This is a genomic window from Comamonas faecalis (assembly GCF_039538025.1).
Classification (GTDB): Bacteria; Pseudomonadota; Gammaproteobacteria; order Burkholderiales; family Burkholderiaceae_C; genus Comamonas_C; species Comamonas_C faecalis.
The window spans coordinates 1-22,293 of sequence record NZ_BAABBP010000039.1 but is presented as its reverse complement, the minus strand read 5'-3'; the positions used below and the strand labels follow the sequence as shown (position 1 = coordinate 22,293).

Here is a 22,293-nt window from a genome sequence, read left to right as displayed (position 1 = left end):
CTATCGTTATGAAACACTGCAAACCCACTCCACCAACACAGCAGCGCGGCATCACGCTGATCGAATCGCTGATCGCCCTCATCGTCGCCGCGCTGGGCATTCTCGGCATCGTAGGGGTGCAGATGCGCACGCTGACGGACACCACGACCTCCGTGCGCCGCGCGCAAGCCATACGGTTGATCGAAGACCTGGGCGAGCGCATGCGCGCCAACCCCAATGCATTGGTCGCCATCGACAGCTACCAGTCCGACTTCGCGGACAAGCCCACCCCTGACGACTGCAGCAGCGGTTGCGACCAAGAGGCGCAGGCAACCTACGACGTGGCCGTCTGGAAACAAAACGTCAGCAATCTGCTTCCCCTGGGACAAGCCAGCATCTTCTGGGCTCCAGGCGAAGGGAATGCCGCCAACGATCCGAACCGCCGCCAGCTCGGCGTGATGATTGGCTGGCGCGAAAACGAGCGCGACGACAGCGACGACTACAGAAACAACATCGACGCCACCAAGGTCCGCGCCGCCGACGGCACGCTCAGCGACGGCACGGATCTCGCCAACGCCTGCCCCGACGGTCTTACCTGCCACCTTCAATACCTTCCCGTTGCCGCCCGGTGCGCGCCCTACCCCACCGGGGGCGCTCCCTTGTATTACTGCCCGGGGCTTTGACATGCTCTCAAAAACCATAGCTGCCCGCGCCTACCCAGCCATGCAAACAAACCATCGACACCTTGAAAATCAGCGCGGCGTCACCCTGGTCGAGCTCATGGTCGGCATTGCCATCGGTCTGCTCGTGGTGGCCATGGCCATGAGCGCGCTGATGGTCTCGCGCGGCGTCACCGGCACAGTCAGCGACGCCAGCAGCATCCAGCAGCAAGCAGCCTATGCCATGCGCATCATCGGCAAGCAGCTGCGTCAAACAGGCTCGCTGGAGCTTGATCTCAGCCCGGGCACAACCGCGGCCGACATCTCCTACCTCGAACCCGTGGCCTTCGTCATCAAGGATGGTGACTTCGATGCCGAAACCACGTCCATCGAGGGCAAGGACAACCCTGGCTCTAACGAATACAAACTCAGCACAGGCTACAGCAACTACAAGGAAAAGCTATTTCCCGACGGTGCCGAGGACTCGTTGGCGCGCGACTGCCTGGGCGCCAGTCCCAGCGACACGCTGATCCAGAGCAACTTCATCCTCAAGGACGCCGCACTGCGCTGTGCCAGCGCCAGCGGTACTGCGCAGCCCATCATCGACAACGTCGCCGACTTTCAGGTGCGCTACCTGCTGCAGGAAAACGTGTCCACTGGCAACCCCACGATTCGCTATGTCGACGCCGCCACCGTTGGCGACAACTGGCCGCGCGTGCAGGCCGTCGAAGTCTGCCTGGTGCTGTATGGCGCCGAGCGCATCGATATGCCCGCCGGCAGCAGCTACGCCGGCTGCGACGGCACGGCCGTCGACATGACCACGCTCACCGGCACTCGCGCCCAGCGCATGCACCTGGCGTTCCGCAACGTCTTTCAGCTGCGCAGTCAGGGCCTGATCGGCACCATCTTCACCGAGGCAACCCCTTGATCGCCATGCACCGCAGACCACCGCCCCTCTTTCGCACACCGCATCCGCGCCAGCGCGGAGTGGCGTTGTTCGTCGTCATCGTCTTTGTCATGCTGTCGATGCTGCTGGCCCTGTGGGGCGCGCGCACCGCGCTGTTCAATGAAATGGTGGTGGGCAACGACGCCGACTACCAGCGCGCCTTCGAGGCTGCGCAAGCCCTGCTCCAGGACGCGGAGCTGGACATCCGCGGCGAGAGCGCCGATGGCAACCCCTGCGAACCTGATGCAAGCAACGAGAACATTTGCCGCCAGAAGGCGGGCATGGCGCAAATTCCGCTGGAAGCCCAGGAAGTTGGCCTGCTGCTGGCCGACCTCGACGGCAAAACCACCAAGTGCAGCGACGGCCTGTGCATCAAACGCAGCGGCAGCCAGGACTTCTGGAACAACAAAGACGAGGTCAAAGGCATCACCCTGGCGCAGATGACCGGCGCCAACGAAGACGGCACCCCCGCCGGCGCGCGCTACGGCCAGTACACAGGCGCGCGCCTTGGCAGCACGGACGCGCCGGCCAACCCCATCCTGGCGGCAACCGAGGGCGACCGAGGCGGCTGGTACTGGGTCGAAGTGCTGCCCTACGACGAAAGCAGCAAAAGCTCGGGCCTAATCACCAGCGAAGACGGCGCCATCTCCAACGCCAACCTGCTGCCAATGAACCTGCTGCCCAGCGTCGTCTACCGCATCACCGCCCTCGCCCACGGCCACAAGCCCAGCACCCTGGTGGTGCTGCAGCAGACCTATGGACAGCAGCGGCGCAAGGATTAAGCGAACCCTAAAAAACGATCGCCATCCCGCTCTCCCCCATAGAGCCGACCCAATACCCGATTCACGTTATTGCCGCAAAGAGGAGCACACCATGCCCCGCATCCACTCCACCCCATCCGGTTTTCACAAGACGCTGCTGGCCCTGGCGGCCATGGCGGTATTGACCCCGCAAGGCGTGCTGGCGCTGGATTTGATGCAAGGCCCCCCGGGCAGCACCGAGCCCTACGTGCGGCCCAACGTCATCATTTCCGTGGATGACTCAGGGAGCATGAACTACCGCATTGACTCGGAATCCACATCTGGGGCGACGAACAACAAAAAACCTGACGCCGATGGAAATTGGCTCGATTCAGATCGTCGCATCAATGTATTGAAATATGCGCTAACAGAAGTATTCAAAGATAAAGATTTGCTTCCTGAAAAACAAATCCGCCTAGCTTGGCAAGTCATGTGGAACAACGGTAATGCGCAAGATGCGGGGAGTGTGGACAGCGCAGACTATGCTGGCAACGTCAAAATGAATACCAATTCGATGCGCATACTCACCGACGCGCATCGAATTAATTTTCAAAATTTTATTGATAGTCTGTCGCCAAAGAACGGCACACCATCGCACCTGATGTTCAAACAGGCCGACAGCTATATGCGACGGTCCCTTAGCACGAACGGCCCGTGGGCGTCCGACCCAGGTAACACTGGTGCACCATTTTTGGGTTGCCGTCGTAATTACCACATCATGATGACCGACGGTCGCTGGAATGGCACGGCATCCGACGTCGGCGATACTTCCTGGCGGGACAACGCGACCAATCTGGAACTACCCGACGAAACCACTTATGGCGGCAAAACAGCCAGTGACCGAGCCAAAACTGCTCTATATCGTGACACCCACAATAAAACGCTCGCAGACTGGGCTTTTTACAGCTGGGCCAAGCCCCTACAAACGACCGGCCTGACCGGGAATGTCGAGCCCAACGCTGAATACCGCAGTGCACCGGAAACAGAGAATTTCGGCAAGGACAGCAACGGCAAAGACGCCATTCTGGAGCGCTACTGGAACCCTCGCTATGATCCCGCCACCTGGCCCCATATGGTGACCTACACCATTGGTTTCAGCAAAATGGCTTACACATGGCCTGGCAATCAAAAAAATGGATACGACAGCAATGCCGATGATGGAAAAAACAATATCAGCGCTTGCTCAGTCATAAAGGCCCCAGGGCAAGGCTGCAAAAACGGCAATACCACGTATTCCGACTTGAATTTACTTGTTCCATTTAGCTACGATGCAGGTAGCAATGGGAGTCTGCCTGACTTAATTAATGGAAACATATCTTGGCCGTCAATGAGCGACGGCGAGAAAGTCCGCTCTCTCGACCTCTGGCACGCCGCCCTCAATGGCCGCGGCCGCTTCTACGCCGTAGAAACAGGCAAGGATCTGGAAAAAGCATTCCGCGAAATCATCGGCTCCATCAACACCCAAACAGAACCCGACATGACTTCCAGCGCCACCAGCGGAAGCAACGTCTCGCGCAATGCGGTAGGCAAGTTCACCGGCAACTACGAACCGAAGAAGGCATGGAAGGGCTTTCTCACCGCAGAAACCGTGAAGACAGACGGCAGCACTGAGCCGGCAGAGGGATGGCAAGGCCAGAACACCGCTGCTCGCATCGACGCCATGAGCGCCGGAGCCCGAAATATCATCAGCTGGAGCGACAAGAAAAACGCGAGCTACCAGGATCAGGGCGGCGTGGAGTTCAAGTGGGCCAGCGATGAAACCCGCCTGAGCGCCGCGCAAAAACTCTCGCTGCAGCAAAACATCGCCGGCGCCGACCAAGGCGCCGCGCAGGGCGAGGCACGCCTGAACTACATCCGCGGCGACCGCAGCAAGGAAGGCACGCCACCCGCCCAACCTTTCCGCCCGCGCCAGAGCGCCCAAGGCGACATCATCAACTCCGACGTCTGGTATACGGGCGGGGCCGTCAGCAACTACGCACTCAAGGGCTACGTTGACTTCATCAAGGCCCAGAGAGACCGCAGCCCCATTCTTTATGTGGGCGGCAACGACGGCATGTTGCATGGATTCTTGGCTGACAATGGCAAGGAACAGCTGGCCTACGTGCCCAAGGGCGTCATCCCCCGCCTGCGCTACCTGACCGATGCGTCCTTCGACCAGAACCACAAATTCTTCGTCGATGGTTCGCCCATGACAGGCGACGTAGACATTGACGAAAAAAACCACGACGCCAGCAATCCGGCAAAAGACTGGCGCACCATGCTGGTGGGGGCCCTGGGGGCCGGCGGCAAGGGCTACTTTGTGCTCGACGTCACCAACCCCGGCAGCTTTGATAAAAACTCCGCACTGGTTGACCGCACCCGTAGCGCCGACGACGCAGCCGCCAATTGCACCGCTCTCACCGGTGCGGCGCTCACCACCTGCCAAACCGTGCGCGACGAGGATGCCGACATTGGCTACATCACCGCCAAGCCGGTGAAAGACGACGCCAACCCCATGCGCAGCACCCAGATCACACGTCTGAACAACGACCGCTGGGCCGTGGTGCTGGGCAATGGCTACAACAGCACCAACCAAAGGCCGGTACTGCTGATTCAATACCTCGATGGCGCCAGAGAGCTCAAGCGCATCGTCGCCGCCAGCGACGACACTACCGGTTCCGGCCGAGCCAGCGACAACGGCCTGTCGGCCCCGCGCCTGGTGGACATTAACGGCGACCTGCGCGTGGACGTGGCCTACGCGGGCGACAATCTGGGCAATCTGTGGAAGTTCGACCTGACCAGCGACGACGCAAGCCAATGGGGCGTAGCCTTTGACGGTGAGCCTCTGTTCACCGCCCGCGGCCCCACCGCGCTGGGCGACGCATCCCGTCTCAACATCCAGCCGATCACGGCGCCCCCCACGGTGCGCGCCAACGACCGCTTCAAGTGCGAAGTGGACGCCGTCAGTGAAAAATGCAAGCCAGGCACGTCCAAGGCCGTTGGCGGCATGATGGTGGCCTTCGGCACGGGGCGCAACGTCAGCAAGGCCGACGAAAGCGACGTGAAAGTACAGACCTTGTATTCGGTGCTGGACAACACGCGCTACAAGCTTGTGGACACTATCGACGGCAAGCGCAAGCGCCTGGAGATTCACCCTGGTGACACAGACAACAACATTCCCGCACCCGCAGCGCTGGGCACCGGAGTGGATGACGCCAAGCTGGCCGCACAAAAAATCACCACGGCGACCGAAGACGGCCGCGCCTACGGCACGATCACCCCTGAAGCCAAGGTGAACTGGGCCACGCACAATGGCTGGTACATGGATCTCCCGGCCATTGGAGAGCGCCTGCTCAAGCCCCTGGAGTTCTACGACGGCAGCAACCTGCTGGTCATGTACTCGCAGGTACCGGCCAAGGGGTCGGACGTCGACCCAGAGATCGAGAGCTGCACCTCCACATCTGTGGACAAGGAACGCCAGTACCGCACCTTCGTCAACGTCATGGATGGCGCCAAGCCCAGTGTGAAGCTGATGGACACGATCGGGGATTTCTCCCGAGCAGAAGTCGCAGCAGGCGCGCATACCTTGATCGCCAGAGGTAACAAGGTGCTTGACTTCGGCCCCAAGGGCGGCGCCAAACCCGGAGAAGATCCAGGTCAGCCGGACGTGCTCAACCGCATGCCTGAACAATCTCTGCGTCCCAGCTGGCGCCAGATTCAATAAAGAAAGACGGCCCAAATGCAACAAGGCTCAATCCACCGCTTTGGTCGCCAGCGCGGCTTCACCCTCATCGAGGTGATGATCGTCGTCGCCATCATCGGCATCCTCTCGGCCATTGCCTACCCCAGCTACACCGAGTACGTGCGCCGCGGCCACCGCGCGGCGGCGCGCGCGGCGCTGATGCAAGGGGCGCAATGGCTGGAGCGGGCAGCAACGGCCACGGGCGTCTACCCCGCGGACGACAAATTCCCTGCTGCGCTGCAAAAAGTGGAAGGCGACCGCTACACGGTCAGCGCCGAGGTGGAGGACGACGGCAGCGCCTTCACCCTGACCGCCACGCCCCAAGGCGCGCAAACCGGCGACAAATGCGGCAACTACACGCTGACCAACACCGGATTGCGCGGCGCAGCGGGCAAGGAAGGCAATGAAGCCATCGTGACCGACTGCTGGGGCAAATAGAGCGACGCCCGTGGGAGCGGCGCCCTCGCCGCGATCAGTGCCGGCAAGATGCCGGCGCTCCCAGCCCCCAACACCCGCCACATGCGTGCATCGAGCGCGGCCCGCCCAACAGCGGCGACAATCGCCCGCTGACCATGCACGCATCTTTCGAACACCAACTCCAGCGCCATGCAGACCGCCTGAACGAGCTGGACTTTCTACTTTCGCGCCCCGACATCATGGCCGACATGGCGCAGTTCATGGCGCTATCGCGCGAGCACGCCGAGGTGTCGGCCATTGCCCAGCGCTGGGCGCGCTACCGCCAGCGCCAGCAAGACCTGGCCACGGCCGAGGAGCTGCTCCATGAACCCGACATGGCCGAGATGGCGCAGGACGAAATTGCCGCCGCACAGGCCGACCTGGTGCAGCTGGAGGGCGAGCTGCAGCGCATGCTGCTGCCCAAGGATCCGCAGGACGCGCGCAACGCCTTTGTCGAGATCCGCGCCGGCACGGGCGGCGACGAGTCGGCGCTGTTTGCCGGCGACCTGACGCGCATGTACACGCGCTACGCCGCAGAGCGCGGCTGGCGTGTGGAGGTGATGAGCGCCAGCGACAGCGAGCTGGGCGGCTACAAGGAGGTGGTGCTGCGCATCGAGGGCGAGCAGGTCTACGGTCTGCTGCGCTTCGAGTCGGGCGGCCACCGCGTGCAGCGCGTGCCGGTCACCGAGACGCAGGGGCGCATCCACACCAGCGCCTGCACCGTGGCGGTGATGCCCGAGCCCGACCCCACGCAGGCCATCACGCTCAACCCGGCGGATCTGCGCATAGACACCTTCCGTGCCAGCGGCGCGGGCGGTCAGCACATCAACAAGACCGATTCGGCCGTGCGCGTGGTGCACCTGCCCACGGGCATCGTGGCCGAGTGCCAGGACGGGCGCAGCCAGCACAGCAACAAGGCCAAGGCGCTGGCCGTGCTGCAGGCACGCCTGCAAGAAAAAGAGCGCAGCGAGCGCGCCAGCAAAGAGGCGGCGCTGCGCAAGGGCTTGATCGGCAGCGGCGACCGCTCCGACCGCATCCGCACCTACAACTTTCCGCAGGGGCGGGTGACCGACCACCGCATCAACCTGACGCTGTACAAGCTGGCGGCGGTGATGGAGGGCGACCTCCAGGAAATCGTGCAGGCGCTGCAGCACGCGCACGAGGCAGAACTGCTGGCCGAGCTGGGGCTGGGCGCTTGAACCCGCCGCACGCCACACCCCCTGCCCCGCCGGCCACGCCCGCCCAGGCGCTGCGGCAGGCGCAGACGCTGGGGCTGGCGCGCATCGACGCGCAAATGCTGCTGCTGCACTGCCTGGGGCGCAGCCGCCACGACCGCGCCTGGCTGATTGCCCACGACGACGACCCGCTGCCCGCGCCGGCTGCCGCGGCCTACGCCGCGCTGTGCCGGCGCCGCGCGGCGGGCGAGCCCGTGGCCTACCTGACCGGGCACAAGGCTTTTCACGGGCTGGATCTGGCGGTGGACGCCCGCGTGCTGGATCCGCGCCCCGACACCGAAACCCTGGTGGACTGGGCGCTGGAATGCGCCCACGCCCTGCCCCAGCCGCGCATTGCCGACCTGGGCACGGGCAGCGGCGCCATTGCGCTGGCGCTGCAGGCGGCCCTGCCCGCGGCGCGGCTGCTGGCTACCGACGCCAGCGCCGCTGCGCTGCAGGTGGCGCAGGCCAACGCGCGGCGCCTGGCGCTGCCGGTGCGCTTTGCACAGGCGCGCTGGCTGGTCGGCGTGCGCGGGCCATTCGACCTGATCGTCTCCAACCCGCCCTACATCGCCGCGGACGACCCGCACCTGGCGCAGCTCACGCACGAGCCGCTGTCGGCCCTGGCCAGCGGCGCCGACGGGCTGGACGACATCCGCACCATCGCCGCGCAAGCGCCGCACTGCCTGACGCCCGGTGGCTGGCTGCTGCTGGAGCACGGCTGGAACCAGGGCGAGGCGGTGCGCGGCCTGCTGCACGCACACGGCTTTGCGCAGGTGCAAACCCGGCGTGACCTGGCCGGGCAGGAGCGCTGCAGCGGCGGGCTGTGGATGGGGTGAAGTGGCGTGGTGCGGCTAGCAACTCCCTCCCCCTTTGGGAGAGGGTTGGGGTGGGGGCCAGCGACGCCGGCCCAAGGCACAACCTGCGCGCGTATCAGCCGCCCCCATCCCCGCCTTCCCCCAGAGGGGGAAGGTGCCAATCCGCCGCAGCTGGCAACTCCCTCCCCCTCTGGGGGAGGGTTGGGGTAGGGGCCAGCGACGCCGGCCCAGGGCACAACCTGCGCGTGCGCCAGCCGCCCCCATCCCCGCCTTCTCCCAGAGGGGGAAGGAGCCAATCCGCAGCGGCGCGCTGCCCCCAAAAGTCCCTGCGCCGCAAGGGTTCAGCCCCGGCAATGCGAAAATGCTCGGTTGCCGCACCATGAGACGGTGCCATCTGTTTTTTTCTGGAGCTATTGGCATGGAACAAACCACCCGCGATCGCCTGACCCAGCTGGTTCAGGGCAATGAAGTCTTGCTGTTCATGAAGGGCAACGTCGCGTTCCCGATGTGCGGCTTCTCGGGCCGTGCGGTCCAGGTTTTGAAGGCCTGCGGCCTGGAGGCTTCGCAGATTGCCTCGGTCGACGTGCTGGAAGACGACGAGGTGCGCCAGGGCATCAAGGAGTTCAGCAACTGGCCGACGATTCCGCAACTGTACGTGCGCGGCGAGTTCATCGGCGGCTCGGACATCATGATGGAGATGTATGAGTCAGGCGAGCTGCAGCAGGTGCTGGGCGCCAACAAGGCAGCCTAAGCCGGGCCGCACAACCCAACCGCCTGCGGGCGGTTTTTTTGCGCCTGTGGCGGGGGTTTGCACGGCATTGAGTGCCGTCGCGCACTGTGCTTGAATGGGCGAACGGTGCCCGCAGACCGCCCTGCCCACCCCATGCAAGCACGGCTGCAGGGCACCGCCGAAGGGGAGATGCCATGCAAGACGAATCGCACTTCAGCCTGGTCACCCGCGACGCGCCGGTGCGCCTGCCGCTGGCGCAGCTGCGCAATGTGTTCGACCCCGGCGACGTACAGCGCAAGCTGGCACGCTTGCAGGAGTCGGGCGGCCAGCACGAGTACGACAACCTGCGCAACGTCTACGAGCGCATGCTCGAACGCGGGCCCGAGCGCTTCCAGGTCAAGCCCTCGGGCGTCCCCCACATGGACGCGTTGTACGAGCAGCTGCCCAACTTTGCCCAGGTGCTCGACGACGTGCGCCGCCACGTGGCGCTGGCGCAGGACAGCGCCGACGGGCTGGAGGTGACGCCCATGCTGCTGCTGGGCCCGCCCGGTATTGGCAAGACGCACTTTGCGCGCCAGCTGGCTACTTTGCTGGGCACCGGCATGAACCTGGTGCCGATGAGCTCGATGACCGCCGGCTGGCTGCTGTCGGGCGCGTCGTCGCAATGGAAGGGCGCGCGCCCGGGCAAGGTCTTCCAGGCGCTGGTGGACGGCGAATACGCCAACCCGGTCATCGTCGTCGACGAGATCGACAAGGCCGCGGGCGACGCGCAGTACGACCCGCTGGGCGCGCTCTACGGCCTGCTGGAGCACGACACGGCGCAAGCCTTTACCGACGAGTTTGCCGACGTGGCCATCGACGCCAGCCAGGTGATCTGGATCACCACGGCCAACGACGAGCGCGGCATTCCCGAGCCCATCATGAACCGCATGAACGTGTTCGAGGTGCACGCGCCCACGCCCGAGCAGGCGCGCGCGATTGCCGCGCAGCTGTACCACGGCATTCGCGCCAGCCACGACTGGGGCCGCCACCTGGATCCCGAGCCGCAGGACGAGGTGCTGGACCTGCTGGCCCACCTGCCCCCGCGCGAGATGCGCCGCGCGCTGATGACCGGCTTTGGCAACGCTCGCCTGGCGCGGCGCAGCACGGTGCAGGCGGGCGACCTGCCGCAAGGCGACGGCGCGCGCCCGCGCATGGGTTTTGTGCAGTAAGCCCCAGCCGGTACGGCCCGCCAGGGCTGCCCGCTACACTGGCCGCCGTGGTGCGCCCCGCGCACGTTCTCCCGTCTGCCTATGAGCCTGACCCAACAACTGCTTCTGATCTGCGTGCTGATTGGCGCGAGTGCGTTTTTCTCCGTCGCCGAAATCTCGCTGGCCGCGTCGCGCCGCCTGCGCCTGCGCCAGCTGGCCGACGAGGGCGACGGCCGCGCAGCCCTGATGCTGCAGATGCAGGAGCAGCCTGGGGATTACTTCACGGTGGTGCAGATTGGCCTCAACGCGGTGGCCATCCTCGGCGGCATTGTTGGTGAGGGCGCGCTCAGCCCGGGGTTGACCGCCCTGTTGCAAAACTGGCTGCCGGAAAAATCCGCACAGTCGCTCGGTTTCGTGTTGTCGTTCCTGGTGGTCACCTCGCTGTTCATCCTGTTTGCCGACCTGCTGCCCAAACGCCTTGGCATGGCCCACCCCGAGACCGTGGCGCTGCGCGTGGCGCGCCCCATGCAATGGTGCATGGCGCTGCTGGCGCCAATGGTGTGGCTGTACAGCCGCTGCGCCGACCTGCTGCTGCGCCTGACGGGGCTGTCCAGCGTGCGCGACGACCGCATCACCAGCGAGGACATCCTGGCCATGACCGAGGCAGGCGCGCGCGCCGGCATTCTGGCGGCGCAGGAGCAGCAGGTGATTGCCAACGTGTTCGAGCTGGACTCACGCGCCGTGGCCTCTGCCATGACGCTGCGCGAGCGCGTGGCGTTTTTTCTGCGCGACGACCCGGACGAGCTGATCCGCGCGCGCATTGCGGCCGAGCCGTTTTCCACCTACCCGGTGTGCGAGGGCGACATCGACCACGTGGTCGGCTATGTGGACGCCAAGGATTTGTTTCAGCGCGTGCTCAACAACCAGCCGATCACGCTCAAGGACGACGCGCTGGTGCGCAAGGTGCTGATCGTGCCCGACCGGCTGACGCTTGCCGAGGTGCTGGAGCAGTTCCGCCACGTGCACGAGGACTTTGCGGTGCTGGTCAACGAGTACAGCCGCGTGGTTGGCGTAGTCACGCTCAACGACGTGATGAGCACCGTGATGGGCGACCTGGTCGGCCCGGACGACGAGGAGCAGATCGTGCGCCGCGACGAGAATTCGTGGCTGATCGACGGCGTCACGCCCATCGAGGACGTGCTGCACGCGCTGCAGCTCGACGAGCTGCCGCACGGCGAGGAGTACGAGACGCTGGCCGGCTTTCTGATGGTGATGCTGCGCCGCGTGCCCCGGCGCACCGACAGCGTGCTGTGGGGCGGCTACAAGTTCGAGGTGCTGGACGTGGACAGCTACCGGATCGACCAGGTCATGGTCTCGCGCCTGGAGCCGCAAGCCGATGCCGCGCCGGTGGTGGAGGGTTGAAGAAACGTTCGAGCTGCGGCGGGTTTTGTGCAGATTGACGGCGCCAAACATCCGTCGCGGCGGGGGCGCCGCTCCCACGGAATCCATTCTCTCTCTGTGGGAGCGGCGCTCTCGCCGCGATTCAACGCTCGAAAAACGACTTTCAGACCGTCTAGGAGTCTGTCGGACTTGGAAATCGTCGGCTGCAAATCGACCGCAGCGGCTCATTTTTTACCGTCTTTTTGCCCAATAGCTCGGCTATTGGGCTGCAAATCCGGCAAAAACTGTGCTCGCTGGGGCCGATTCTCGCTTTCGACGCTCCAAGTCCGACAGCCTCCTAGGACGCCGCCAGCTCGAAGTGCCAGCGCTTTTGCGCGGCGAACACCGCGTTGGGATATTGCGGCTTGCCGCGGCTGCCGTTGTAGCGGCCCAGCGCCATGTAGAGGTTGCCGCGTTCGCGATCCAGATAGTGGCGCAGGATGACGCAGCCAAAGCGCAGGTTGGCCTGCATCTGGAACAGCTTGGCGGCGTCGCCGTCGCCGATCAGGCGCGACCAGAACGGCATGACCTGCATGTATCCGCGTGCGCCGACGGATGAAACCGCGAACTTGCGGAAAGCGCTCTCCACCTGCACCAGGCCCAGCACCAGCGACACTTCCAGCCCGGCGCGGCGCGCCTCGTACCACAGCGTCTGCAAGAACTCGCGGCGCACCGTAGCGTCTGGCTTGCGCGTGCGCAGCCGCGCGCTCATCTCGGCCAGCCAGCGCAAATAGGCCAGGCGCGCCTCGGTGCTGGCAAACAGCGGCTCGGGCGGCGCCAGGTCGATCACCGCAGCGCTGAGCGCGCTGCGCACCGAGTCCATCAACGGCTCTTCCAGCTGGCCGCCGGCATGCGCCGCGGTGGGCGCGCCCAGCCACAGCGCGGGGGCCGCGGCCAGCGCGGGCAGCGACGACAGCGACAACAGGCAGGCGCGGCGCGTGCCGGCGCGCGGGTGCTGTTCGTTCTGTTCGTGGTTCTGCCCGCTGTGCATGTATCGATTTATACCGCCAGCTTGCTGCGCAGCAAGTCAGCCATTTGCGACACGTCGACCGCGGTGGCCGCGCTGTCGCGCCTGTGCTGGTACTCGACCTTGCCGTCTTTCAGGCCCTTGTCGCCAATCGTGACGCGGTGCGGCACGCCGATCAGCTCCCAGTCGGCAAACATCGCGCCGGGGCGCTCGCCGCGGTCGTCCAGGATGACGTCGACACCGGCGGCCAGCAGCTCGGCGTAGAGCTGCCCGGCCGCGGCCTTGACGGCCTCGCTGCGATCCATGCCGATGGGGCAGATGACGACGGTGAACGGCGCGATGGCGTCCGGCCAGATGATGCCGCGCTCGTCGTGGTTCTGCTCGATGGCGGCGGCGGGCAGCCGCGTGATGCCGATGCCGTAGCAGCCCATCTCGAAGAAGGCGGGCTTGCCGTCCTCGGCCAGGAAGGTGGCATTCATCGCCTTGGAATACTTGGTGCCCAGGTAGAACACATGACCCACCTCGATGCCGCGCTCGATGGCCAGCGCGCCCTTGCCGTCGGGCGACGGGTCGCCCGCGACGACGTTGCGCAGGTCGGCCACCAGATCGGGCTCGGGCAGGTCGCGGCCCCAGTTCACGCCGGTGATGTGGTAGTCCTTGCGGTTGGCACCGCAAATCCAGTCGGCCATGACGGCCACTTCGCGGTCGGCGACGACCTTGACCGGCTGCAGCAGCCCCAGCGGGCCGAGGTAGCCGGGCTCGGTGCCGAAGTGCGACTGGATCTCAGCCAGCGTTGCGAAGCGAAAGCCCACGTCCAGCCCGGGCAGCTTGGAGACCTTGACCTCGTTCATGTCGTGGTCGCCGCGCAGCAGCAGCAACCAGACCTGGCTGGCGGTAACGTTGCCGTCCTCGTCCAGCGTGTCGGTGGCCAGCACCAGCGATTTGACGGTGCTCGCCAGCGGCACGCCCAGCAGCGCGGCCACGTCGGCGCAGGTGGCCTTGCCGGGCGTGGGCGTGAGCGTTTGCGCCTGGGCGGGAGCTGGGCGCGGGCCGGTCGGCGGCGCGCTTTCGGCCTTTTCCATGTTGGCGGCGTAGTCACTGGCCGGGCAGTAGACGATGGCGTCCTCGCCGGTGGCGGCAATCACCTGGAACTCCTCGCTCAGGTCGCCGCCAATGGCGCCCGAGTCGGCCGCCACCGCACGGTAGGTCAGGCCGAAGCGGTCAAAAATGCGCCGATAGGCCTGCGCCATGACCTGGTAGCTGGCCTTGGCGGCCTCGGGGTTGCGATCGAAGGAATAAGCGTCCTTCATGGTGAACTCGCGCCCGCGCATCAGGCCGAAGCGCGGGCGGCGCTCGTCGCGGAACTTGGTCTGAATCTGGTAAAAATTGCGCGGCAGCTGCTTGTAGCTGCGCAGCTCCTGGCGCGCGATGTCAGTGATCACTTCTTCGCTGGTGGGTTGCACCACGAAGTCGCGCCCATGGCGGTCACGAATGCGCAGCAGCTCGGGGCCCATTTTCTCGAAGCGCCCCGTCTCCTGCCACAGCTCGCCGGGCTGCACCACGGGCATGGTGCATTCGACGGCGCCGGCGCGGTTCATCTCCTCGCGCACAATGGCTTCGACCTTGCGGATCACGCGCAGCCCCATCGGCATATAGGTGTAAATGCCGGCACCCAGTTTCTTGATCAGGCCGGCGCGCGTCATCAGCTTGTGGCTGACCACTTCGGCGTCCGCCGGGGCTTCCTTGAGGGTGGATACGAAAAATTGAGAGGCTTTCATCGAACGGGCTCGCTGACTGGGGTTCATCCCGCCCTGATCGCGCACGGGCGCGGTGCATAATGACCACAGTTTGAAAATTTGGGGTTCGATTATGCTTGACAGGGAAGGCTTCAGGCCCAACGTCGGCATCATCTTGCTCAACCAGAAGAACCAGGTGTTCTGGGGCAAGCGCATCCGAACTCACAGCTGGCAGTTCCCCCAGGGCGGCATCGACCGCGGGGAGACTCCGGAACAGGCAATGTTTCGGGAACTGCACGAGGAGATCGGCCTGCAGCCCCACCATGTGCGCGTGATGGCACGTACCCGGGACTGGTTGCGCTACGAGGTGCCAGATCGCTACATTCGCCGCGACGCGCGCGGCCACTATCGCGGCCAGAAACAGATCTGGTATTTGCTGCAGTTGCTGGGCCATGACTGGGACTTGAATCTGCGCGCGACCAATCACCCGGAGTTCGACGCCTGGCGCTGGAACGATTACTGGGTGCCGCTGGACGTGGTCGTCGAGTTCAAGCGCGGCGTCTATGAAATGGCGCTGACCGAGCTGGCCCGCTTTGTGCCGCGCCACGAGAACCGCAACCGCTACCTGCGCAGCGGCATGCGCGCGCGCAACGCCGACGACCGCGAGCCTTTGGGCCACACCATGACCACCCAGCGCGGCAATGCCCGCCTGCTCAAGCCCGGCATGGAGCTGCCGCCGGGCGCGACCTTCGACCCCGATCCGCACGCCAGCCAGGCACCCACGGCCGGCGCGCGCGAGTTCTCGCACGCCGACAAGGTATCGCCACGCAACTGATTCCATTTCTATATCGATCGAGTACGCGAAGGTGAAGCGCAGACAGTGCTGTAGCACGACAAGCGAAGCCGACAAAGTAATCGGTTGATATGGAAATGGAATGAGCGCGCGGCGCCCCTCGCCAGGCCAAGCGGGGGTGCATGGCCGCTGCGGTTGCGGTTACGCCGAGGTCATCAGCACCAGGTTGTCGCGATGCACCATCTCGTGCTCGGCGACGTAGCCCAGCAGCGGCTCCAGCTCATACGAATGCTTGCCGCACAACCGGCGCGCCTCGGCGCTGGCGTAGTTGGCCAGGCCGCGGGCGACTTCGAGCCCCTTCGCGTCGCGAATCGCAATCACGTCGCCGCGCGCAAAGTCGCCCTGCACAGCCACCATGCCCACGGGCAGCAGGCTCTTGCCGTCGCGCAGCAGCTTGTTGACCGCGCCAGCGTCCACGGTCACGGCACCTTGCAACTGCAGGTGGTCGGCCATCCACTGCTTGCGCGCCTGCTTCTTGGGTGTCTGTGCCACCAGCAGCGTGCCAATGGCCTCGCCGCGCGCCAGGCGGATCAGCACGTCGGGCTCGCGCCCCCAGGCGATCACCGTCGAAGTGCCCGAGCCCGCAGCGCGCTTGGCGGCCAGGATTTTGGTGATCATGCCGCCGCGCCCGATCGACGAGCCCGCGCCGCCGGCCATGGCCTCCAGCGTCACGTCGCCGGCGCGCGCCTCGTGCACGAACTGCGCGGACGGGTCGCGCCGGGGGTCGGCGGTGTACAGGCCCTTCTGGTCGGTCAGGATGACGAGCGCATCGGCCTCGACCAGGTTGGCCACCAGCGCGCCCAGCGTGTCGTTGTCGCCAAACTTGATCTCGTCGGTGACCACGGTATCGTTTTCGTTGATGACCGGCACCACGCCCAGGCGCAGCAGCGCCAGCAGCGTGGCGCGCGCGTTCAGGTAGCGCTCGCGGTCGGCCAGGTCGGCATGGGTGAGCAGCACCTGCGCGCTGCCCAGGCCTTGCTCGCGCAGCTTGGTCTCGTACATCTGCGCCAGCCCCATCTGGCCGACGGCGGCGGCAGCCTGCAGCTCATGTACCTCGCTGGGGCGCTGGGCCCAGCCCAGGCGCTTCATGCCTTCGGCCACCGCGCCGCTGGAGACCATGATGACCTCGCGCCGCGGCGCGTCGTCGCCATGCATCAGCTGCGCGAGCTGGCGCGCCCATTCGCCGACGGCGGCCTCGTCCAGCCCCCGGCCCTCATTGGTCACCAGGCTGGAGCCCACCTTGACCACGATGCGACGCGCGTCGCTCAAAACATTGGATGCCATGTTCAATCCGGAAAGCCCGCAGCGCGCCACCGGCCGGCGCAACCCGATGCGGGCGGAAAGTGCTATTGCTCTTCGTCGGCGCCGAGCGCAAAGCGCGGGTCAACCTCGACGGGCTCCTGCAGGGCCTTCTGCTGCGCGTGCACATGCTGGTAGATGGACTGCACCAATGGCTGGCAGCCTTCGCGCGTGAGGGCCGAGATCTCGAACACCGGCCCCTTCCACTTGAAGCGCTTGACGAAGTCCTTGACGCGCGCGGCGCGCTCCTCGGCAGGCACCATGTCCAGCTTGTTGAGCACCAGCCAGCGCGGCTTGGCATAGAGCTCGGCGTCGTATTTCTTCAGCTCGCCGACGATGGCCCGCGCCTGCGCGACCGGATCGACACTGTCGTCGAACGGCGCCATGTCGACCACGTGCAGCAGCAGCCGGGTACGCTGCAGATGGCGCAAAAACTGGTGACCCAGCCCCGCCCCCTCGGAAGCGCCCTCGATCAGGCCCGGAATGTCGGCCACGACAAAGCTTTGCTCCGGCCCCACGCGCACCACGCCCAGATTGGGGTGCAGCGTGGTGAACGGGTAGTCGGCAATCTTGGGCCGCGCGTTGGAGACTGCGGCAATGAAAGTGGACTTGCCCGCGTTGGGCATGCCCAGCAGGCCGACGTCGGCCAGCACCTTCAGTTCGAGCTTGAGGTTTTTCTTCTCACCCGGCCAGCCGGGCGTCTTCTGCCGGGGCGCACGGTTGATCGAACTCTTGAAACGCAGGTTGCCAAACCCGCCATCGCCGCCCTTGGCAATGGTTACCACCTCGCCGGGCGTGAGCAACTCGTAGAGCACCTGGCCGGTCTCGGCATCGGTGACGATGGTGCCCACCGGCATCTTGAGCGTAATGTCGCTGCCTGCGGCGCCGAACATGTCCGAGCCCTTGCCGTGCTCCCCGCGCTTGGCCTCGTGGCGGCGCGAGAAGCGGTAGTCGACCAGCGTGTTCAGGTTAGGGTCGGCCACTGCAAAGACATGGCCGCCGCGGCCGCCGTCGCCGCCGTCCGGACCGCCGAATTCCTTGTATTTCTCGTGCCGGAACGACACACAGCCGTTGCCGCCGTCGCCGGCAACAACATCGATAAAGGCCTCATCGACGAATTTCATGGGAAGCAGTGTACAAAAGCAAGAGGGGCGGGAAAGAGGCGTATCCGCATCAAAACGGACAGACTGCCAACGACAAAAGCCCCGACGAAGCGGGGCTTTGCTGCAAAGGGTGCCTTGTAGGCAGCCTCAGACTGCCGTCACGCTCACCGTGTGCTTGGACAGCGCACCCTTGGTGCCGAACGACACGTGGCCGTCAACCAGTGCAAACAGCGTGTGATCCTTGCCAATGCCGACATTGTCGCCAGGGTGGACACGCGTGCCGCGCTGGCGCACGATGATGGAGCCGGCGCTGATCAACTGGCCGCCATAGGCCTTCACGCCAAGCATCTTGGGCTTGGAATCGCGCCCGTTACGCGTAGAGCCGCCGCCTTTTTTCTGTGCCATGACTAACTCTCCTTAGGCAGTGATCGCACCGATTTGCAGCTCGGTGAACTGCTGGCGGTGGCCCTGGCGTTTCTGGTAATGCTTACGACGGCGCATCTTGAAGATATGCACCTTGTCGTGCTTGCCGTGCGCCACCACAGTGGCCTTGACGGCTGCGCCGGACACCAGAGGCGTGCCCACCTTCAGTTCAGCGCCGTTGCCGACAGCCAGAACCTGGTCGATCACGATCTCCTGGCCAACGTCCGCAGCAATCTGTTCTACCTTAATTTTTTCGCCGACGGCAACGCGATACTGCTTGCCACCGGTTTTTATGACCGCGTACATGTAAACCTCTTTGATTGGAGTCTCCGCAAAAGAATTTTTGCAGAATCAGGGATTGTACGACTTTTCCGTGTCGAGCGCACCTTCTTGCCCCTTGTCCAGCAATAACACACCGCGCACGCTTCCTATAATCAATTGTTCCCTTATCTGCAGACCAGACCATCTTGGACGCAACCCTCCCCAGCTCGGCCAACCCCCTCGCCCTGATCGCCAGCGACATGCGCGAGGTCGACGCCGTCATCGCCCAGCGCCTGCAATCGTCCGTGCCCCTGGTGGCGGACGTGGCCCAGCACATCATCTCGGCCGGCGGCAAGCGCCTGCGCCCGGCACTGCTGCTGCTGTTCAGCGGCGCCCTGGGCTACCAGGGCCGCCAGCACTACAACCTGGCCGCGGTCGTGGAGTTCATCCACACCGCCACCTTGCTGCACGACGACGTGGTCGACGAGTCCACGCTGCGCCGCGGCCGCCCCACGGCCAACGTGCGCTTTGGCAACCCCGCCAGCGTGCTCGTGGGCGATTTTCTGCACTCGCGCTCCTTCCAGATGATGGTGGAGACAGGCCAGATGCGCGTGATGCAGATCCTGGCCGACGCGACCAACGTCATCGCCGAAGGCGAGGTGCAGCAGCTGATGAACACGCACGACGCGTCGCTGTCGACCGAGCAATACCTGTGGGTCATCCGCTCAAAGACCGCCAAGCTGTTCGAGGCCAGCGCCCGCCTGGCTGCCGTGCTCATGGGCAGCGACGCCGCCACCGAACAGGCCTGTGCCACCTACGGACAGGCACTGGGAACGGCCTTCCAGGTCATCGACGACGCGCTGGACTACGACGGAGACGCCCACGAATTGGGCAAGAACCTGGGCGACGACCTGCGTGAAGGCAAGGTCACGCTACCGCTCATCATCGCCATGCAGCGAAGCGACGCCGAGCAATGCGCACGCCTGCGCAAGATCATCGAAGAAGGCAGCACCGACCAGCTGCACACCGTGATCGACGTCATCCACGCCACTGACGCCCTCACTGCTACCCACGCCGCAGCGGCGGAACAGGCGCAGCAGGCAATCGATGCAATTTCCATGCTTCCTCGCAATTCACACACCGAAGCTTTGCTACAATTGGCGGCTCAGCTTTTGGTGCGCAGGAATTGAACGCCTGCGCAAGCCAAAGGCTTTCGGGGTGTAGCTTAGCCTGGTAGAGCGCTACGTTCGGGACGTAGAGGCCGGAGGTTCGAATCCTCTCACCCCGACCAGGATTCAAGAGTCAAATCAAGCGCTTAGCTGGTTTGGCTCTTTTTCTTTGTGCATAGCAATTCAGAGTAAATCACCTTATCTGATGGCCCAACAATGGCCCAGGGCTTGGGATGCTCTTGCTGCTGGTAGCAACCCGACTCTATACTGCTATTCACGACAAACCAGTGTGGCAGGTTGGCGGAGTGGATAGGCGTCCTCCGTCCTCACTCAGGAAGCGCCTGCACGTTCCTCGGGGGATTCAGCGATAACCCGGCACGCCAATCACTGCGCCCGAAATTCCTGGGCCATCTTCCCGGTGGACTGTCGCAGCGCGAATACGCGCGACGAGATGCTGAAGTTAGGTTGAGCTTCCTCCAACCGCGCTCTTCGATCTCGGCAGGGCTCTGGTCTCGAAAACTGTCAATCGCTCCACGAGCCGCCTGTCGGCTCACGACGAGTTTTCGAGCCATGCAACTTCCCCTGCTGCCAGAAGCGCAAGCTGGCACTCCCATCGTTCGCGCAACCCTTGACTCCCCATCTGCCCCCGTGCGGGTGCTCTTCACCGAGGACTTGTCCCGGATGCTGGGCAAGAGCGTCACCACGATCCGTACCTTTGCCACCAGTTCCAAGTACAGCCACCTGATCCCCCGCCCGTTCAAGATGCCAGGCAGCCGCAGGCTGTGCTGGTACGAACGCGATGTGCTCGCCTGGATCGAGTCCACCAAGCCTGCAGAACCACCGCCCCCACAGCGACCACGCGGGCGCCCCACCAAAGCAGAGCAGATAGCCCGCCAACGCTGGGCCACGACGACTTTCACCCAGCTAAACACTTGAACAGTGGGAGCCGAAATCACCAGCGCGTCCAAACCGCGCTCGGCTTCCCCGTTTGACGATGCACTGAATTGGCTCTATCGGAAGAACGCTGAAGTGACGGCTCACGCCGCGGCAGCGACAGCTCACCTGCGCCGCAGCCCTCTTTCCGTCAGCATCGAACAAACAGCCACGGGAACTATCCCGAAAATCCAACCCAAAGACAAGGTTGGTACTGGCCGTGCGCTCACACGCGCCGAATCCGCGCTGATCCTGGCAGGGGGAAAAATTGCGGCGACGATGCCCGAAGGGCAGGACATGGCGTTCACTCATGCCGTTCTTTGCCAAGTCGGGCTGCCACGCGCCAAGGTCGAAGGTCGGGAATTCATGCGCCAGTCCGGGGCCGCATGGGTGAACGTGCAAGCAGGCCTTCTGGATGAAGGCAAAGGGCCTGTGGTGCAGCCTGTGCCCTACGGCCCGATGCCCCGCCTGGCGCTGGCGTGGATCTCCACCTATGCGTTACGCACCGGAGAACAGGAAATCTACATCGGAAACAGCGCCGCCGAGTTCCTGCGGCTCATGGGCATGGGTGACGACGGCAAACGCTATGCAACCTTGCGCAAGCAGATGCACGCTCTTGCCGCCTGTCGCTTGCAGCTTGGCTTCAAAGGCCGCACCTACAACGGGCAGCCAGTAGAGCAGTTCGACGCATGGCAGAGCAACAAGGACACGGCGCAGCGTTCGCTTTGGCCGGGAGTGATGCGGCTTTCCGAAAGCTACTTTGGTTCATTGATCGAAAGCGCCGTGCCGCTCGACAACCGCGCATTGATGGCACTCAAAGGCTCCGCGCTGGCGCTCGACGTATATGCATGGCTGGCCCATCGTCTGCATCGCATCGAGGGCAAGGGCATCATCTTGCACTGGCATTCACTGCGGGAGCAGTTCGCGCAAGAGTACACAGGCAAGGATGCCGACAAAGATTTCAAAAAGAAATTTCTTCCCGCGCTGCGAAAAGTGCTCGTAGCTTATCCACAGGCCAAGGTACAGCAAGTCAGGGGCGGGATACTGCTGAATGGCTCCCCCCCGCCAATCCCTTTTAGGGGTGGGCCGACGAAGTAGCCCCCCCAAAGCTCTTAATCACCACACACATTTCTTGACTCTATGAGTACCCTACGTAGGGATAAAACCCATACGTCCGTGCTCGTTGCCAGTGAATAGCTCGACCTTCACCCCGTCGAGCGTTTCGTCGCCCGGAAGCTGGTGGCTGTTCTCGATGATGATGACTTGTGCGTCGATGAAGGATGACTTCACGCTCTCCCAGAAATGCTTCTTGATGTCGTGCGGGAACGCCGACTCGCCGGCGTCCGGCTCCTCGTAAACGAGCAGTGGAGAGTCAATTAGGACGAAGTTGGGGAACGGACGCTCGTCCTCGATGCAAAGGCGAAGGAGCGCGAGGTTGAATGCCGCTCGCGTAATAGCTCGTACGCCCTTGCCGGGGCGTGTCCGAATTTTTGTGTAAACGGGTCGGACTTCAATTGACGGAGATGCGGTCTCCGAACTGAATGGTAAAGCGGGTCAGCGCGGCCTTCCAATCCCGGATGGGCATGGTCCACTTCT

21 protein-coding genes and 1 tRNA gene are annotated in these 22,293 nt (G+C 64.3%); 15 read left to right on the top strand and 7 right to left on the bottom strand.

Features of this window, described 5'->3' with window-relative positions; all coding sequences use genetic code 11:
• The first annotated feature begins 8 nt into the window (after nucleotides 1–8).
• From pilV to paeA, 10 genes are all read left to right on the top strand, one after another.
• Entirely contained in the window at nucleotides 9–662 is a 654-nt protein-coding gene (pilV, locus tag ABD767_RS15745) for a type IV pilus modification protein PilV (protein WP_103046008.1), read from the top strand.
• A gap of 40 nt (nucleotides 663–702) precedes the next feature.
• Nucleotides 703–1,566: a PilW family protein gene (locus ABD767_RS15740; RefSeq protein WP_103046013.1), complete on the top strand. Its 864-nt coding sequence runs from the start codon at nucleotides 703–705 to the stop codon at nucleotides 1,564–1,566.
• 5 nt (nucleotides 1,567–1,571) lie between these two features.
• Nucleotides 1,572–2,366 carry a PilX N-terminal domain-containing pilus assembly protein gene (locus tag ABD767_RS15735; RefSeq protein WP_103046012.1) on the top strand — a complete coding sequence of 265 codons (795 nt, stop codon included), beginning with the start codon at nucleotides 1,572–1,574 and terminating at the stop codon, nucleotides 2,364–2,366.
• A gap of 91 nt (nucleotides 2,367–2,457) precedes the next feature.
• Nucleotides 2,458–6,087 (top strand): PilC/PilY family type IV pilus protein, encoded by a 3,630-nt coding sequence (locus tag ABD767_RS15730; protein WP_103046007.1) that lies wholly within the window; start codon nucleotides 2,458–2,460, stop codon nucleotides 6,085–6,087.
• A gap of 15 nt (nucleotides 6,088–6,102) precedes the next feature.
• Nucleotides 6,103–6,543: a type IV pilin protein gene (locus ABD767_RS15725; RefSeq protein WP_103046006.1), complete on the top strand. Its 441-nt coding sequence runs from the start codon at nucleotides 6,103–6,105 to the stop codon at nucleotides 6,541–6,543.
• Nucleotides 6,544–6,677: 134 nt separating this feature from the next.
• Nucleotides 6,678–7,760 carry a peptide chain release factor 1 gene (prfA, locus tag ABD767_RS15720; RefSeq protein WP_103046005.1) on the top strand — a complete coding sequence of 361 codons (1,083 nt, stop codon included), beginning with the start codon at nucleotides 6,678–6,680 and terminating at the stop codon, nucleotides 7,758–7,760.
• A complete protein-coding gene (gene prmC, locus ABD767_RS15715) occupies nucleotides 7,757–8,614 on the top strand; it encodes a peptide chain release factor N(5)-glutamine methyltransferase (protein WP_103046004.1) in 858 nt (285 codons plus the stop codon). The genes prfA and prmC overlap by 4 nt, the downstream gene beginning before the upstream one ends.
• Before the next feature lie 397 nt (nucleotides 8,615–9,011).
• Nucleotides 9,012–9,344, top strand: a complete 333-nt coding sequence (grxD, locus tag ABD767_RS15710; protein ID WP_103046003.1) for a Grx4 family monothiol glutaredoxin — start codon at nucleotides 9,012–9,014, stop codon at nucleotides 9,342–9,344.
• Between the two features lie 173 nt (nucleotides 9,345–9,517).
• Nucleotides 9,518–10,534: an AAA family ATPase gene (locus ABD767_RS15705; protein WP_103046002.1), complete on the top strand. Its 1,017-nt coding sequence runs from the start codon at nucleotides 9,518–9,520 to the stop codon at nucleotides 10,532–10,534.
• Nucleotides 10,535–10,615: 81 nt separating this feature from the next.
• Entirely contained in the window at nucleotides 10,616–11,935 is a 1,320-nt protein-coding gene (paeA, locus tag ABD767_RS15700; protein WP_103046001.1) for a polyamine export protein PaeA, read from the top strand.
• Between the two features lie 316 nt (nucleotides 11,936–12,251).
• Here paeA and ABD767_RS15695 read toward each other — a convergent pair whose 3' ends face one another.
• Both ABD767_RS15695 and ABD767_RS15690 read right to left on the bottom strand, forming a co-directional pair.
• Nucleotides 12,252–12,944: a lytic transglycosylase domain-containing protein gene (locus tag ABD767_RS15695; RefSeq protein ID WP_344869925.1), complete on the bottom strand. Its 693-nt coding sequence runs from the start codon at nucleotides 12,942–12,944 to the stop codon at nucleotides 12,252–12,254.
• 8 nt (nucleotides 12,945–12,952) lie between these two features.
• Nucleotides 12,953–14,698, bottom strand: a complete 1,746-nt coding sequence (locus ABD767_RS15690) for a proline--tRNA ligase (RefSeq protein WP_344869924.1) — start codon at nucleotides 14,696–14,698, stop codon at nucleotides 12,953–12,955.
• 91 nt (nucleotides 14,699–14,789) lie between these two features.
• On the opposite strand from ABD767_RS15690, the gene ABD767_RS15685 reads away from it, so the two are divergent.
• Nucleotides 14,790–15,491: an RNA pyrophosphohydrolase gene (locus tag ABD767_RS15685; RefSeq protein WP_344869923.1), complete on the top strand. Its 702-nt coding sequence runs from the start codon at nucleotides 14,790–14,792 to the stop codon at nucleotides 15,489–15,491.
• Nucleotides 15,492–15,650: 159 nt separating this feature from the next.
• Here ABD767_RS15685 and proB read toward each other — a convergent pair whose 3' ends face one another.
• The 4 genes from proB to rplU form a co-directional block, all read right to left on the bottom strand.
• Complete coding sequence (gene proB / locus ABD767_RS15680) at nucleotides 15,651–16,793, bottom strand: glutamate 5-kinase (protein ID WP_103045799.1); 1,143 nt, start codon at nucleotides 16,791–16,793, stop codon at nucleotides 15,651–15,653.
• Between the two features lie 62 nt (nucleotides 16,794–16,855).
• Entirely contained in the window at nucleotides 16,856–17,932 is a 1,077-nt protein-coding gene (cgtA, locus tag ABD767_RS15675; RefSeq protein ID WP_103045796.1) for an Obg family GTPase CgtA, read from the bottom strand.
• A 126-nt stretch (nucleotides 17,933–18,058) separates the two neighbouring features.
• Nucleotides 18,059–18,316: a 50S ribosomal protein L27 gene (rpmA, locus tag ABD767_RS15670; protein ID WP_103045795.1), complete on the bottom strand. Its 258-nt coding sequence runs from the start codon at nucleotides 18,314–18,316 to the stop codon at nucleotides 18,059–18,061.
• A 12-nt stretch (nucleotides 18,317–18,328) separates the two neighbouring features.
• Nucleotides 18,329–18,640, bottom strand: a complete 312-nt coding sequence (gene rplU, locus ABD767_RS15665) for a 50S ribosomal protein L21 (protein ID WP_103045794.1) — start codon at nucleotides 18,638–18,640, stop codon at nucleotides 18,329–18,331.
• Between the two features lie 215 nt (nucleotides 18,641–18,855).
• Here rplU and ABD767_RS15660 point away from each other — a divergent pair, with 215 nt between their 5' ends.
• From ABD767_RS15660 to ABD767_RS15645, 4 genes are all read left to right on the top strand, one after another.
• Entirely contained in the window at nucleotides 18,856–19,785 is a 930-nt protein-coding gene (locus tag ABD767_RS15660; RefSeq protein WP_103045798.1) for a polyprenyl synthetase family protein, read from the top strand.
• A gap of 24 nt (nucleotides 19,786–19,809) precedes the next feature.
• Nucleotides 19,810–19,886, top strand: a tRNA-Pro gene (locus tag ABD767_RS15655).
• 448 nt (nucleotides 19,887–20,334) lie between these two features.
• Nucleotides 20,335–20,700 carry a helix-turn-helix transcriptional regulator gene (locus ABD767_RS15650; RefSeq protein WP_344869921.1) on the top strand — a complete coding sequence of 122 codons (366 nt, stop codon included), beginning with the start codon at nucleotides 20,335–20,337 and terminating at the stop codon, nucleotides 20,698–20,700.
• Nucleotides 20,701–20,703: 3 nt separating this feature from the next.
• Nucleotides 20,704–21,795: a replication protein RepA gene (locus ABD767_RS15645; RefSeq protein WP_425549931.1), complete on the top strand. Its 1,092-nt coding sequence runs from the start codon at nucleotides 20,704–20,706 to the stop codon at nucleotides 21,793–21,795.
• Nucleotides 21,796–21,846: 51 nt separating this feature from the next.
• Here ABD767_RS15645 and ABD767_RS15640 read toward each other — a convergent pair whose 3' ends face one another.
• Entirely contained in the window at nucleotides 21,847–21,987 is a 141-nt protein-coding gene (locus tag ABD767_RS15640) for a hypothetical protein (RefSeq protein ID WP_344869920.1), read from the bottom strand.
• Nucleotides 21,988–22,293: the final 306 nt, after the last annotated feature.